This window comes from Streptomyces sp. NPDC004284, from assembly GCF_042874035.1.
Lineage (GTDB): Bacteria > Actinomycetota > Actinomycetes > Streptomycetales > Streptomycetaceae > Streptomyces.
The window spans coordinates 142,932-156,558 of sequence record NZ_JBIAMJ010000015.1; the positions used below are offsets into that span (position 1 = coordinate 142,932).

General features: G+C 72.3%; 15 protein-coding genes. 6 read left to right on the forward strand and 9 right to left on the reverse strand.

Annotated elements, in window-relative coordinates:
• Nucleotides 1-210: 210 nt before the first annotated feature.
• Nucleotides 211-531 (forward strand): hypothetical protein, encoded by a 321-nt coding sequence (locus ACFYUS_RS30420; RefSeq protein WP_388859078.1) that lies wholly within the window; start codon nt 211-213, stop codon nt 529-531.
• Nucleotides 532-539: 8 nt separating this feature from the next.
• Here the strand turns inward: ACFYUS_RS30420 and ACFYUS_RS30425 are convergent, their stop codons facing one another.
• The 6 genes from ACFYUS_RS30425 to ACFYUS_RS30450 form a co-directional block, all read right to left on the reverse strand.
• Nucleotides 540-1,019 carry a DUF3180 domain-containing protein gene (locus ACFYUS_RS30425; protein WP_388859081.1) on the reverse strand — a complete coding sequence of 160 codons (480 nt, stop codon included), beginning with the start codon at nt 1,017-1,019 and terminating at the stop codon, nt 540-542.
• A gap of 49 nt (nt 1,020-1,068) precedes the next feature.
• Nucleotides 1,069-1,668, reverse strand: coding sequence for a 2-amino-4-hydroxy-6-hydroxymethyldihydropteridine diphosphokinase (folK, locus tag ACFYUS_RS30430; protein WP_388859085.1), 600 nt, complete (start codon nt 1,666-1,668; stop codon nt 1,069-1,071).
• On the reverse strand, nt 1,665-2,024 hold the full coding sequence (gene folB, locus ACFYUS_RS30435; RefSeq protein ID WP_388859088.1) for a dihydroneopterin aldolase: 360 nt from the start codon (nt 2,022-2,024) through the stop codon (nt 1,665-1,667). The genes folK and folB overlap by 4 nt, the downstream gene beginning before the upstream one ends.
• A 121-nt stretch (nt 2,025-2,145) precedes the next feature.
• Nucleotides 2,146-2,634 carry a nuclear transport factor 2 family protein gene (locus ACFYUS_RS30440; protein ID WP_388859091.1) on the reverse strand — a complete coding sequence of 163 codons (489 nt, stop codon included), beginning with the start codon at nt 2,632-2,634 and terminating at the stop codon, nt 2,146-2,148.
• On the reverse strand, nt 2,631-3,491 hold the full coding sequence (gene folP / locus ACFYUS_RS30445; protein ID WP_388859094.1) for a dihydropteroate synthase: 861 nt from the start codon (nt 3,489-3,491) through the stop codon (nt 2,631-2,633). Before folP ends, ACFYUS_RS30440 begins: the two co-directional genes overlap by 4 nt.
• Before the next feature lie 28 nt (nt 3,492-3,519).
• The gene (locus tag ACFYUS_RS30450) at nt 3,520-5,379 is read right to left on the reverse strand and encodes a phosphatidylglycerol lysyltransferase domain-containing protein (protein ID WP_388859097.1); all 1,860 of its coding nucleotides are present in this window, start codon (nt 5,377-5,379) and stop codon (nt 3,520-3,522) included.
• Between the two features lie 163 nt (nt 5,380-5,542).
• Here ACFYUS_RS30450 and ACFYUS_RS30455 point away from each other — a divergent pair, with 163 nt between their 5' ends.
• Entirely contained in the window at nt 5,543-6,655 is a 1,113-nt protein-coding gene (locus ACFYUS_RS30455; RefSeq protein ID WP_388859100.1) for an alpha/beta hydrolase, read from the forward strand.
• Here ACFYUS_RS30455 and ACFYUS_RS30460 read toward each other — a convergent pair.
• Nucleotides 6,642-7,646, reverse strand: a complete 1,005-nt coding sequence (locus ACFYUS_RS30460) for an ABC transporter ATP-binding protein (RefSeq protein ID WP_388859103.1) — start codon at nt 7,644-7,646, stop codon at nt 6,642-6,644. The two genes, ACFYUS_RS30455 and ACFYUS_RS30460, sit on opposite strands and share 14 nt — an antisense overlap.
• Before the next feature lie 142 nt (nt 7,647-7,788).
• On the opposite strand from ACFYUS_RS30460, the gene ACFYUS_RS30465 reads away from it, so the two are divergent.
• From ACFYUS_RS30465 to ACFYUS_RS30480, 4 genes are all read left to right on the forward strand, one after another.
• Entirely contained in the window at nt 7,789-8,475 is a 687-nt protein-coding gene (locus tag ACFYUS_RS30465) for an ABC transporter permease (RefSeq protein ID WP_388859106.1), read from the forward strand.
• 1 nt (nt 8,476) lies between these two features.
• Entirely contained in the window at nt 8,477-9,151 is a 675-nt protein-coding gene (locus tag ACFYUS_RS30470) for an ABC transporter permease (RefSeq protein WP_388859109.1), read from the forward strand.
• 5 nt (nt 9,152-9,156) lie between these two features.
• On the forward strand, nt 9,157-10,152 hold the full coding sequence (locus tag ACFYUS_RS30475; RefSeq protein WP_388859112.1) for an ABC transporter substrate-binding protein: 996 nt from the start codon (nt 9,157-9,159) through the stop codon (nt 10,150-10,152).
• A gap of 130 nt (nt 10,153-10,282) precedes the next feature.
• Nucleotides 10,283-11,290, forward strand: a complete 1,008-nt coding sequence (locus ACFYUS_RS30480) for a hypothetical protein (RefSeq protein ID WP_388859115.1) — start codon at nt 10,283-10,285, stop codon at nt 11,288-11,290.
• A gap of 102 nt (nt 11,291-11,392) precedes the next feature.
• On the opposite strand, the gene ACFYUS_RS30485 is transcribed toward ACFYUS_RS30480, so the two are convergent.
• Nucleotides 11,393-12,535 (reverse strand): NADH-quinone oxidoreductase subunit D, encoded by a 1,143-nt coding sequence (locus ACFYUS_RS30485; RefSeq protein WP_388859118.1) that lies wholly within the window; start codon nt 12,533-12,535, stop codon nt 11,393-11,395.
• A 4-nt stretch (nt 12,536-12,539) separates the two neighbouring features.
• Nucleotides 12,540-13,535, reverse strand: coding sequence for an SAM-dependent methyltransferase (locus ACFYUS_RS30490; RefSeq protein WP_388859121.1), 996 nt, complete (start codon nt 13,533-13,535; stop codon nt 12,540-12,542).
• Nucleotides 13,536-13,627 lie beyond the last annotated feature (92 nt).

A 13,627-nucleotide genomic window follows, 5' to 3' on the forward strand; every position in this document is an offset into this window, starting at 1 on the left:
AGGGGATCCTTGGGACGGGCGCCTGATGGGCGCACCTATGCTGATCCCCGCTGCGGCGAATGAAGAGGGCAGGTCATGGCGCGGAGACCGTCGGTGGACGAGGCTGCGTGACTGCTCGGCGGCGAACTGCGGGGGCTGGCCGATCCGGATGCGGAGGCCGTTCGGTGCGCCTTCCTCCGCTTCGGGCGGCGGCCGTTCGACGTCCCGGACGTGCCCGATGCCGATGGTCTTCTGTTCCAGTACGGGATCTACGCCTTCGACGGTCCTGCGGCGTTCATGCTGGATCTCGTGCGGCAGTTCGCGGTCGTCGACGAGGGCGGCGACCACGATCACTACGTGCAGGTGCACTGCGAGCTTCGGTACGGCCCCACACCCGCTCTGAGGGCCTTGGGGGGCTTCGGTTCGTGGTTCTTCCAGGACTCCGGTGAAGACCTCGACGAGTGGGCCCGGGCGCTGGACGAACGGGCGGTCTGGGCGGTGGTCCGGGAGCTTGAGCCGGTCGGGGTCAGGGTGTACCAGGAGCGGGTGTAGCCCGTCGCTCAGGCCGCGGGGGAGCGGGTTTCGTCGTCGTCCTCCGGAAGCTTGCAGACCCGCTCCAGGAAGAGGGCCGCGGCGATGACGGCGATGCCGGCGGCGACGGCGAAGGCGGCGTAGATGGCTTGGTCGCGGCGGGCCGGGATGTCGAGGGAGCCGAGGAGGAAGACGCCCGTGCCGCCGTACATGCCGGCGACGAGGGCGGCGACGAGGGCGCTCGCCTGGCCGAAGACGACGGCGCGGGCGGCCATGAGGGGTTCGACGCCCTTGGCGCCGGGGCGGCGCTCGCGCTGGGCCTTGAGGCGGGCGCGGATCGAGAGCGCGGTCGCGGTGAGGACGGCGGCGATGACGGCGAGGACGATGGGCGCGGCGATCGGCACGCTGGGGAGGGTGCCGACCGCGTCCCAGAGGCGGGCGCCGCCCCAGGAGAGGACGCCGGCCACGAGGAACAGTCCGGTGAGCACCTTCAGCCGCAGTTGTTTCACCGGATGTCCTTCGTGTCGTCGCGCGGGCGGTCTGGCACGAGCGTAACGACTACTCCGGGAGACGGAGTTCCAGGTCGGTACGGGGAGTGACGCCTTCGAGGCCGACGGCGGCGAGGAGGTCGGCCACCGGGCCGTGGCCGGGGAGCTGGGCGTCGGGGTCCACGTCGTGCCAGGGGGCGAGGACGAAGGCGCGCAGGTGGGCGCGGGGGTGCGGGAGGGTGAGGACGGGGTCCTCGGAGACCACGTCCGCGTAGGCGACGATGTCGACGTCGATGGTGCGGGCGCCCCAGCGCTCCTCGCGGACGCGGTGGAAGGCCTCCTCGACGGCGTGGGCCCGCTCCAGGAGGGAGGAGGGCGGCAGGGTCGTCCTCACGAGGGCGACGGCGTTGAGGTACGAGGGCTGGCTGCCGGGGTCGACGCCCCAGGGGGCCGTCTCGTAGACGGGGGAGACGGCCTTGACCCGGAGGCCGGGCGTGTCGCCGAGGGCGTCGATGGCTCCCTGGAGGTTCTCCAGGCGGTTGCCGAGGTTGGCGCCGAGGGCGAGGACGGCCCAGCGGGGGTTGGAGAGGGTGGTGTCGGCGGCGTCGACGGTTTCGACGACGGAGGCCGGCACGGGCTGGACGGTGGGATCGCTCTGCGTCGGTTTCATCGTCGGCTCCGGGTGATCGTGACGGTCACGTCGTCGAAGGGCACGGTGATGGGCGCGTCCGGCTTGTGGACGACGACTTCCACCTCCTGGACCCCGGCGTGGCTGAGGCACTGCTGGGCGATGCGCTCGGCGAGGGTTTCGATGAGGTCGACGGGCTCGCCCTGGACGACGTCGACGACCTCTTCCGCGACGATCCCGTAGTGGACGGTCTTGGAGAGGTCGTCCTCGGCGGCCGCCGGGCGGGTGTCCAGGCCGAGGACCAGGTCCACGATGAAGGTCTGGCCCTCCTCGCGCTCCTTGGGGAAGACGCCGTGATGGCCTCGGGCCTTGAGGCCGCGCAGCGCGACACGATCCACGCGAATCACTCCTGATGTCGTAGTTCGGGTGGTCACGCAGCCGGGTGCGGACGGCCGGGTGTCCACTTCGAATCTACCTGCGGGGACCGACATCGCTTGCCCTTGGGGGGCCGGAGGCGGGTCAGGCGGGTGGATTCGAAGCCTCGGGGCCGTCCTCCGGACCCCCCGTTTCCTCGGTGTCACCCAGGACGGGGGAGGCGTGGTGGGACCAGATCCGCCAGCCGTCGGATGTGCGGCGGAACACATTGGTGGCGACGACGAGCTGGCCGACGAGGGGGCCGAGTTCGGCGCCGTCCTCGGCGGGGCCGCCGCTGAGGATGTTCTCGGTGCAGGTGACGAGGGCGGTGTCGCCGGCGAGGGAGATCCGCAGGTCGGTGAGGAAGAACTGGATGTAGTCGGTGTTCGCCATGATCAGGGCGTACGAGCGGAGCACCTCGCCGCGGCCGGTGAGGACGGGCCAGCCGGGGTGGACGCAGGTGATGGGGGTGGCCCCGTCGTCGAGCCAGAGGGCGGAGAGGCGTTCGAAGTCGCCGGTCTCCATGGCCTCGTAGAAGGCGGTGTTGGCGGCTTCGACGGCCGTCTCGTCGGTGGCGCGGTCCGCGCGGCTCACGCGGCGCCCTCGACGGCCCTGGCGACGCGTACGGCGTCGGCGGTGGCCCGTACCTCGTGGACGCGGACGGCCCACGCGCCCGCGTGGGCGGCGAGGGCGGAGACGGCGGCGGTGGCGGCGTCGCGTTCGCGGGCGGGGGGCGGGGCGGCGCCCTCGCGGGTGAGGACGTGGCCGAGGAACCGCTTGCGGGAGGCGGCGACGAGGAGGGGGCGGCCGAGGGCGCGGAGCTCGGGGAGGTGGGCGACGAGGGCCAGGTCGTGGGGGGCGAGCTTGGCGAAGCCGAGGCCGGGGTCGATGACGATCCGCTCGGGGGCGATGCCGCCGTCGATGACGGCTTCCATGCGGGTGCGGAGTTCGGTGAGGACTTCGCCGACGACGTCGTCGTACACGGCGAGGTCGTTCATGTTGTCGCTGAAGCCGCGCCAGTGCATGACGACGAAGGGGACTTCGGCGGCGGCGACGGCGGGGACCATGCCGGGGTCGGCGAGGCCGCCGCTGACGTCGTTGACGAGGACGGCGCCGGCTTCGACGGCGCGGGCGGCGACGGTGGCGCGCATGGTGTCGACGGAGACGGCGACGCCTTCGGAGGCGAGGCCGCGGACGACGGGGACGACGCGGCGGAGCTCTTCCTCCTCGTCGACGCGGGTGGCGCCGGGGCGGGTGGACTCGCCGCCGACGTCGATGAGGTCGGCGCCCTCGGCGGCCAGGTCGAGGCCGTGTTTGACGGCGGCCGTGGTGTCGAACCAGCGGCCGCCGTCGGAGAAGGAGTCGGGGGTCACGTTGACCACGCCCATGACCGCGCAGCGGTCCCACTCCGGCAGGCCCTGGGCCGTGCCCCGGTCGATCGTCGTACTCATGTGTCCAGCGTAGGGCCCAGGGGCGATATCAGGCCGCGCGGACCTCTCGGTCGGGTGTCTGGGAGGGGACGATGTGGGCGCAGGGGCGGGGGCCGGGGTTGGTGCGCCTGCGGGTGAAGGGGCGGGGCAGGGAGAGGCTCACGAAGCCTTCGGCCTGCATGGCGGCGAGGCCGATGCGGGGGAGGTCGCCGTTTTTGCGGTAGACGACGAAGCGGGGTTCCCAGCGTGGCTGGAACTTGGCGTTGAACTTGTAGAGCGATTCGATCTGGAACCAGCGGGAGAGGAAGACGAGGAGTCCGCGCCAGACGCGCAGGACGGGGCCGGCGCCGATCTTCTCGCCGCGGGCGAGGGCGGCGCGGAACATGGCGAAGTTGAGGGACACGCGGGTGATGCCGAGGTCGGGGGAGGCCTGGAGGGCGGCGACGATGAGGAGCTCGTTCATGCCGGGGTCGGCGGAGCGGTCGCGGCGCATGAGTTCGAGGGACATGCCGTCGGGGCCCCAGGGCACGAAGTGGATGATCGCCTTGAGGTCGCCGTAGGGGGAGTCCGAGGGGGAGTCCGTGCCGTCGGTGTCGTCGTGCTTGTGGGCGGTCGCTATCACGGCGTCGCCGTCGCCGGGGGCGCCGATGCGGCCGAGGGCCATGGAGAAGCCGCGTTCGGTGTCGGTGCCGCGCCAGTCGGCGGCGGCGCGGCGGACGCGTTCGAGTTCTTCGTCGTCGAGGTCACGGACCCGGCGGACCCGGGTGGTGTAGCCGTTGCGTTCGATGCGTTTGACCATTTGGCGGACGTTGCGCATGGCCCGGCCGGAGAGGGAGAAATCCGCGACGTCGACGACCGCCTCGTCGCCGAGTTCGAGGGCGTCGAGGCCGGTCTCGCGGGTCCAGACCTGGCCGCCGGTCTCGGAGCAGCCCATGACGGCGGGGGTCCAGGAGTGGGCCTTGGCCTCGTCCATGAAGCGTTCGATGGCGCCGGGCCAGGCCTCGACGTCGCCGATGGGGTCGCCGCTGGCGAGCATGACGCCGGAGACGACGCGGTAGCAGACGGCGGCCTTGCCGCTGGGGGAGAAGACGACGCCCTTGTCGCGGCGGAGGGCGAAGTGGCCGAGGGAGTCGCGGCCGCCGTGCTGGGCGAGGAGGGCGCGGAGCCGGGTCTCGTCGTCGTCGGTGAGGCGGGCGGCGGGGTGTTCGGGGCGGAAGGCCAGGTAGATGGTGGTGAGGGCGGTGAGCATGCCGAGGGCGCCGAGGGAGTAGCCGACGGTCCAGTCGGTGCCGTGGGTGTAGGCGACGGGGCCTTCGATGCCGAAGAGTCCGTACAGGACGTGTTCGAGGCGGTCGGTGAGGCTGGGGTCGCCGACGACGCGGCGGGGGTGGGCGCTGACGATGACGAGGCCGAGGGCGATGGAGCCGGCGCCCATGACGACGAAGTTGGCGAGGGCGCGCCAGCGGCTGCTGGGGTCGGGGAGGGCGGCGAACTCGTTCCGGTGGCGTACCAGGAGGGTGAGGAGGACGAGGGAGAGGAGGGCGCCGAGGACGGAGTGGCGCCAGACGAACTGGGAGGCGGCGCCGAGGGGGAGGAGGACGACGGCGGCGCGCCAGGCGCGGCGCTTGTTCCGCTTGAGGCCGTGGGCGAGGAGCAGGAGGAGGACGCCCGCGCTCAGGGAGACGGCGGCGGAGAGGGAGGCGAGGGTGCCGGGGAGGATTTCGGCCATGGCGTGCATGCGGCTGACGCGGAAGCGGGGGAAGACCCCGGCGGCGATGTCGATGAGGCCGACGAAGGTGCACGCCGTGCCGACGAAGGCGGGGACCTTCTCGGGGCGGGGGCCGCGGAGAATCCGCCGCACCTGAACCGGAACCAATCCGGATTTGTCCCCATCTACCGTGACAGACATGGCTTCCCGTACTTCCCGTGGTCCTGCGCAGGGTCCTTGACTCCGGTCGGGCCCTGCGGCGTGTCGTGGGCCGTCCCGGCTGATGCGCCTTCTAGGACGGAGGCTTACGGGGTCGGGTTCATCCGTTCTCGGGAAAATCTCGGAAAGAAGGCACGGTCGTCCCATGGGTCTCACCAGTGACGAAATCCTCGTGTCGGCCGTGGCGCTGGCCGTGGTCCTGTTCCTGGCCACGGTCTGGCTGTGGCCGAGGCTCGCGCGGCGCGGCTGGCGTGCGGTCACGGGGCGGGTGGGGCTGCTCCTCGTGACCCAGGTGGCGCTGTTCGCGGCGGTGGGCCTGGCGGCGAACCGGTCGTTCCTCTTCTACGGCTCGTGGGCCGACCTGTTCGGGCAGGAGCAGGAGGTGGGGGTGGTCGTCGACCACGCGGCCGGCTCGAAGGACGTGAAGGTGGTGGGGACGCAGGCGCTGGACGTGCCGGGGGGCGGCCGTCCGTCGGTCGGGGGGCAGATCCAGAAGGTCATGGTGGCGGGCGAGCGGTCGAAGATCGTCTCGCCGGCCTATGTGTATCTGCCGCCGGAGTACTTCCAGGCGCGGTACGCGAAGCGCACGTTCCCGGCCGCGGTGGTGCTCACGGGGTATCCGGGGACGGCGGAGAACCTGATCAAGGGGCTGAAGTATCCGAAGACGGCGTACGTCCAGGCGAAGGACGGGCGGATGCAGCCGATGATCCTGGTGATGCTGCGTCCGACGGTGGCGCCGCCGAGGGACACCGAGTGCGTGGACGTCCCGGGGGGCCCGCAGGCGGAGACCTTCTTCGCGGAGGACCTGCCGAAGGCGGTCTCGGGTCTCTACCGGGTGGGGACGAAGCCGCGGAACTGGGGGTTCATGGGGAACTCGACGGGCGGTTACTGCGCGCTGAAGATCGCGCTGCACCACCCGGACCGGTTCGCGGCGGGGGCGGGTCTCTCCGCGTACTACAAGGCGGCGGAGGACGTCACGACGGGGGACCTGTTCCACGGGGACGAGGAGCTGCGCAAGCGGGGCGACCTGCTGTGGAGCCTGGACAACGGGAAGCAGGGGAGCACGTCGTTCCTGGTGACGTCGTCGAAGCGGGGCGAGGGCAATCTGAAGGGGACGCGGGAGTTCATCAAGAAGGTGAAGAGCCCGGCGGAGGTCTCGTCGATCGTGCTGGAGAGCGGCGGCCACAACTTCAACACGTGGAACCGGGAGATCCCGCCGGGCCTGGTCTGGATGGCCGGGAAGCTCAGCGCGAGCTGACCCCGGCCCCGGCCGAGGCGCGGCGCAGGGCGCGGTGGACGCCGGCCGGGGTGAGGACGCCGAGCGGCCGGCCGTCCTCGCCGGTGACGGTGAGGCGGCCGGTGTCGTGCTGGAGGAGGACGGCGAGGGCGTCCTTGAGGGAGGTCCCGAGGGGTACAGGGGTGCCGTCCCCGTATTCCTCGGGGCCTCCGACGTACCCTTCGCGACTTCCCTTCCAGGGGTCGAGGTCGGCCTCGGTGACGGGGGTGACCGCGAGCCGCTTGAGGCCGCGGTCGCTGCCGACGAAGTCCGCGACGTACGGGGTGGCGGGGGAGCCGAGGACGGTGGCGGGCGTGTCGAACTGTTCGATGCGGCCCTGTCCGTAGACGGCCATGCGGTCGCCCATGCGGACGGCCTCCTCGATGTCGTGGGTGACGAGGAGGACGGTCTTGCGGACGGTGGCCTGGAGCGCGAGGAACTCGTTCTGAAGGCGCTCGCGGACGACCGGGTCGACGGCGCCGAAGGGCTCGTCCATGAGGAGGACGGGCGGGTCGGCGGCCAGCGCGCGGGCGACGCCGACGCGCTGGCGCTGGCCGCCGGAGAGCTGGGCGGGGTAGCGGGAGCCGTACACGGCCGGGTCGAGGCCGACGAGGTCGAGGAGTTCGGCCGCACGCGCGCGTGCGGCGGCCTTCTTCCAGCCGAGGAGGGCGGGGACGGTGGCGGTGTTGTCGAGGACCGTGCGGTGGGGGAAGAGCCCGACCTGCTGGATTACGTATCCGATCTTGCGGCGCAGGGCGACGGGGTCGACGCCGGCGATGTCCTTCCCGTCGACGAGGACGCGGCCCGAGGTCGGCTCGACGAGCCGGTTGACCATCATCATCGTGGTCGTCTTGCCGCAGCCGGACGGGCCGACCAGGGTGACGAGCTCGCCCTCGGCGACCTCGAAGGAGAGGTCGTCGACGGCCGTGGTGCCGTCGTCGTACCGCTTGGTCACGTGCTCGAACCGGATCATGGTTCCCCATTCTGTCCCCTGGGCACCGGGGGTGTGTGAAGGGCGTGTTGCCGCATTGTGGCGGCTCCCGGCGATTGTCGGTGGCGGGGGTTAGGGTCGTCACACAAGCGTTCGGAGGGCGGGCGACCCGGGGGGAGGGACGATGAGCACGCCGAACTGTCTGGTCACGAACGACTGGATCTGCGGCGAGTACCTGCGCACGCGCAGCGGGGAGTTGACGGACGCGCTGCTCCAGCATGTGGGAATCACGGTCGTGTCCGTGCTGATCGCGCTGGCCGTCGCGGTGCCCCTCGCGCTGCTCGTCCGCGCCAGGCCCCGGTTCGCCGGCCCGGTCCTCGGGCTGACCACCCTGCTCTACACGGTGCCGTCGCTCGCGATGTTCTCGCTGCTGCTGCCCCTCTTCGGCCTCTCGGCGGCGCTCGTCGTCACCGGCCTCGTGCTGTACGCGCTGACGATCCTCGTGCGGAACACCCTGGCGGGGCTCGCCGCCGTGCCGGCCGAGACCCGGGAGGCCGCCCGGGGCATGGGATACGGCCCGCTGCGCATGCTGTGGCAGGTCGAACTCCCGCTGGCGCTCCCGGTCCTGATGGCGGGCGTGCGGATGGCGACGGTCTCCACGATCGCGCTGACGACGGTCGGCTCGGTCGTCGGCCGCGGGGGTCTGGGCAACCTCATCGAGGACGCGCTGCCGACCTTCTTCAAGGCGCAGATGCTCGCCGCCTCGGTGCTGTGCGTGCTGCTCGCCGTCGCCGCCGACCTGCTGCTCCTGGGACTCCAGCGGCTGCTGACGCCGTGGACCCGGATACGGACCGCGCCGGGAGGCGGGTGAGATGGGCATCGTGACGGACGCCTGGGGCTGGCTCGCCACCGGCGCGCACTGGACGGGCGAGGACGGCATCGGGCAGCGGCTCGCCGAGCACGTGTACGTGAGCGGGGCGGCGCTCCTGATCGCCTCGGCGCTCGCGCTTCCCCTCGGCCTGTGGCTCGGACACCTCGGCCGGGGCGGGGCGCTCGCGGTGAACGTGTCGAACGTGGGACGGGCGATCCCCGTCTTCGCGGTGCTCGCCCTGTTCATGGTGTCGCCCCTGCGGAACGCCGGCTATGTGCCCACCGTGGTGGCCCTGGTGCTCTTCGCGATGCCCCCGCTGCTCACCAACGCGTACGTGGGGGTGCGGGAGGTGGACCGGGCGGCGGTGCGGGCCGCGCGCGGCATGGGGATGACGGGAGGCCAGCTCTTCCTGAGGGTCGAACTCCCGCTGGCCCGGCCGGTGGTGATGACCGGGGTCCGCTCGGCCGCCGTGCAGGTGGTCGCCACGGCGACGGTCGCGGCGATGGTCGGACAGGGCGGCCTGGGCCGGATCATCACGGCCGGCTTCGCCACGTACGACACCGCGCAGGTCGTCGCGGGCGCCGTGCTCGTGGCGCTGCTCGCCCTCCTGGTGGAGGGCGTCCTGGTGGCCGCGGACCGCCTTTTCGCACGCAAGAGAAGACTTGACGAACGCTGACTGGGATGGGTGATCTCGTGAACAGGGTCTCGCGTATCGCGGGCGCGCTGCTGGGTACGGCGGCGCTGACCGCCGCTCTCGCCGCGTGCGGCGGCGACAGCCTGGAGGAGGGCAGGAAGAAGGACTCCGGGAGCTCCGGAGGCTCCGGTGGGGAGAAGGGCTCGCTGGTGGTCGGCGCGGCCGCCTTCACCGAGGCCAAGGTCCTCGCCGAGCTGTACGCGCAGTCGCTGCGCGCCGCCGGATACTCGGTGTCCATCACCACCGTGAAGAATCGCGAACTGTACGAACCCTCGCTGGAGAAGGGCGAGATCGACGTCGTACCGGAATACGCGGCGACGCTCGCGGAATTCCTCAACGTGAAGGCGAACGGCCCGAAGGCGCCCGAGGACAAGCCGGTCGCCACGGGCGACGTGACGGCCACGGTCGACGCGCTGCGGAAGCTCGCCGAACCGCGCGGCCTGAAGGTCCTCGCGGCCGGAGAGGCGGTCGATCAGAACGCCTTCGCGGTGACGAAGGAATTCGCCGCGAAGAACAAGCTGACGACCCTTTCCGATCTCGGCCGCGCCAAGCTGAAGGTGAAGATCGCGGCCGGGGACGAATGCGCCGTGCGCCCCTTCTGCGCGCCCGGTCTGAAGAAGGCGTACGGGATCGACGTGGCGGGGATCGACCCCAAGGGCGTCGGTACGCCGCAGGCCAAGCAGGCGGTGAAGGACGGGGTCGACCAGCTGGTCCTGACGACCACCACGGACGCCACGGTCGACGGTTACGGCCTCGTCTTCCTCACCGATGACAAGAAGCTGCAGAACGCCGACAACGTGCTGCCCGTGGTCAACGCCGAGGACGCCGGCTCTCCGGAGATAGCGGCCGCCCTGGACAAGATCACCAAGGTGCTGACCACAGCGGATCTCGCCGAACTCAACCGCAAGGTGGACGCCGAGCGGGCGAAGCCGGAGGACGTCGCCAAGGAGTATCTGGAGACGAAGGGGCTGCTCAAGAAGTAGGCGGCGGGGGAGGGGAGTCGGCCCGAAACGGAACCGGAACCATTCATATCCACTTCTGCTGGCGAGAAGTGGCCAAGAGATTGCCGGGCCGACGCCCCACATGGTGCCTACGCACGGTAAATTTCAGGCCATGCCACGTGGACGTCACCGCCATTCCCCGCCTCTGCACAAACTGCTGCCGCCCTCCGCGGTCGCCGGCGCCGCGGTCGTCTGCGCCGCGGCCGCCTGGCTGCCCGGCGACCCGGTGATCGCGCGGCTGCTCGCGGCCGCGGCGGCGGCCGCCGCCGTCACCGGCGCCGTCCTCATGCGCAGTTGGGACCGGAGCGCCGGTCTGAAGGTCGCCGAGCTCGACCGGGCGCGTACCGCCGAGGTGTGGAAGGCCGAGGAGCGGACCGCCGAACTGGAGGCCGACCTGGAGGAGTCCCGCGCGCTGCGCTCCCGGCTCGACGCCAAACTCCGCGCCAAGCGCGTGGAGCTCGCCGGACTGCGCGGCGAGCACGCCGACCTGCTCCGCCGGTACGCCACCGCAGAGACCGAGCGCGCCAGCGCCCTGGAGGGCCGCCGCGTCCTCGCCCTGGAGACCAACCCCGGCACCGGGGCCAAGGCGCTGCCGGCCGCGGGCTCCACGCCCACCCCGGAGGCCTTCCGCCGCGCCGCCCAGGCCCTGCGCGACCTCCCGCGCAACGCCGCCGCCCAGCAGGCCCGCCGCACCGCCGAGGCGGCCCGCGCCCGCGACCTCGCCGAGCGCGCCCGGGAGACGGAGGAGCCGCAGGGGAAGCACGCGGCGGCCGCCGGAACCGAGCAGCACACCCGTACGGCCGCCTCCACCGCCCTGTCGACCGTGCCGGTCGCTGCCGCGATCGTGCCCTACGCGGCCCGCAGGCCCGTCCCGCGCCCCGAGGGCGGCTTCGACTTCTTCGGCACGCAGAAGACCGCGGCCGCCATCGAGGCCGTGCAGAACACCGACCTCGCCGACGTCGTGGGCGAGGAAGTCCTCGAAGAGGCCCTGGCCACCGGCACCCCGCCCCTGACCCCGGTCGCCGCGCCCCGGACGATCGGCCAGGTCATCGACCTGACGGCCCACGACGAGACCGAGCAGCTGAACCTGACGGAACTGCGCGGCGCGGTCAACTCGTAAGGAACGCCCCGCCCCCGCCCCCGTACGGGCAGTCGTCCCTCCCCCGGACTTCGTCCGGGGCCCCCTGGGCGGAACCACTGCCCACGACGGGGGCGGCGACGGCTACTTGTCGATGTCGCCGACGACGAAGAAGAGCGAGCCCAGGATCGCCACCATGTCCGCGACCAGCGTCCCCGGCAGCAGTTCCACCAGCGCCTGGATGTTGTTGAACGAGGCGGAGCGCAGCTTCAGGCGGTAGGGGGTCTTCTCGCCCTTGGAGACCAGGTAGTAGCCGTTGACGCCGAGGGGGTTCTCGGTCCAGGCGTACGTGTGGCCCTCGGGCGCCTTGAGGACCTTCGGGAGCCGCTGGTTGATCGGGCCGGGCGGCAGCTGGTCCATCCGGTCGAGGCAGGCGTCCGCGAGGTCCAGGGAGTTGTGGGTCTGGTCGAGGAGGCACTCGAAGCGGGCGAGGCAGTCGCCCTCCTGCCGCACGGCGACCTTCAGGGTGTCCTGGAGCTCCCCGTACGCGAGGTACGGCTCGTCGCGGCGCAGGTCGAAGTCGACGCCCGAGGCACGGGCGATGGGCCCCGTCACCCCGTACGCGTGGACGGTCTCCGGGCTGAGGACGCCGACCCCGCGCGTACGGCCCCGGAAGATCTCGTTGCCGAGGACCAGCCGGTCGTACACGTCCATCCGCGACCGCACGTCCGCGACGGCCTGCCGCGCCCGCCCCAGCCAGCCGGCCGGCAGGTCCTCCTTGAGGCCGCCGACCCGGTTGAACATGTAGTGCATCCGGCCGCCGGAGACCTCCTCCATCACCGCCTGGAGCTCCTCGCGCTCCCGGAAGGCGTGGAAGACGGGGGTGATCCCGCCCAGTTCGAGCGGGTACGAGCCGAGGAACATCAGGTGGTTGAGGACCCGGTTCAGCTCGGCGAGGAGCGTCCGCGTCCACACCGCCCGCTCCGGGACCTCCATGCCGAGCATCCGCTCGACGGCCATGACCACGCCGAGCTCGTTGGAGAAGGCGGACAGCCAGTCGTGGCGGTTGGCCAGCATGATGATCTGCCGGTAGTCCCGCGCCTCGAAGAGCTTCTCGGCGCCCCGGTGCATGTAGCCGATCACCGGCTCGGCGTGCCGGACGACCTCGCCGTCGAGCACGAGCCGGAGCCGGAGCACGCCGTGGGTCGAGGGGTGCTGCGGCCCGATGTTCAGCACCATGTCGGTGCTCTCCGCCGCGCCGCCGATTCCGACCGTCGTCTCCGTCATGCGGTCAGTATCCCTTGCCGTCCCGGGCCCCCGGGACCCGGTGGATCAGCCACAGGAAGTCGCCGAGACCGCCGCGCGCGGTGAGCTCGGCCGCCTCTCCGGCGGAGGCGAGCGCCCGGACGTAACCGGCGGGATCGGTGGAGGCGAGCGAGAGCGGCGGCCGCTCCCCGGTCACCCCGAGCCGCCGCAGGGCCTCCCGTTGCGTGACCAGCTCGGCCGCCGGGAGCCCCGCCGGGAGGGCGGCGCACGCGTCCATCGCCACGTGGGACGTCAGGTCGCAGCCGCCGTCCGGGACCGGGGGGACCTCGCGGCCCGCGCGGAAGCCGGTCAGGGTGCCGAAGGGCGGTCGGGAGTCCCGTACGTGCGCGTAGTCCACGGCCACCGCGCGGCCCGCCGCCAGGGAGCCGACCGCCGCCGCCCAGGCCTCGTCGCGGGGCCGCCCGATCTCGGCCCGCGCGCCCGGCTCCCGCAGCGGCCACCAGCGGGCCAGCCAGTCGGCGTCCGGGCCGGTGACGGGGGCGCCGAGCCGTTCGCTGCCGTCCGGGCCGACCTCCACGTACCGGACCGTGCCCGCCGCGTCCGCCTCGGCGAGGTCCACCGGCACGTTGTCGAGCCACTCGTTCGCGAAGAGCAGCCCGCGCACGCCCCGGGGCACCCGGTCCGTCCACTCCACCCGCGGGTCGAGCCCGTCCGGGCGGCCGGCGCGCTCGACGGCGTACGCCCGTACGGAGAGCGAGGACCCGACGGCCGCGAGCACGCCGGTGAGCAGCTCGCCGCGCCCCGCACCCACGTCCACCAGGTCGACCTCGGCCGTCCCCAGCTCCTCCGCGACCTCGCCGAGCAGCCGGGCCACGGCCGCCGCGAAGAGCGGGGAGGCGTGCACCGAGGTGCGGAAGTGCCCCGCGGGGCCCTCGGGGCGCAGATAGAAGCCCCCCGGGCCGTACAGCGCCCGCTCCGTGGCCTCCCGCCACCCCTGCCACTGACACGTCTCATCCGTCACGTGCCCCAGTCTCCACCTCGGGGAGTACGGGGCCCGCGCCAAGGATCGACCCCACGGTTGATCCGGGCACCCATCGCCTTTCCCTACTCTGG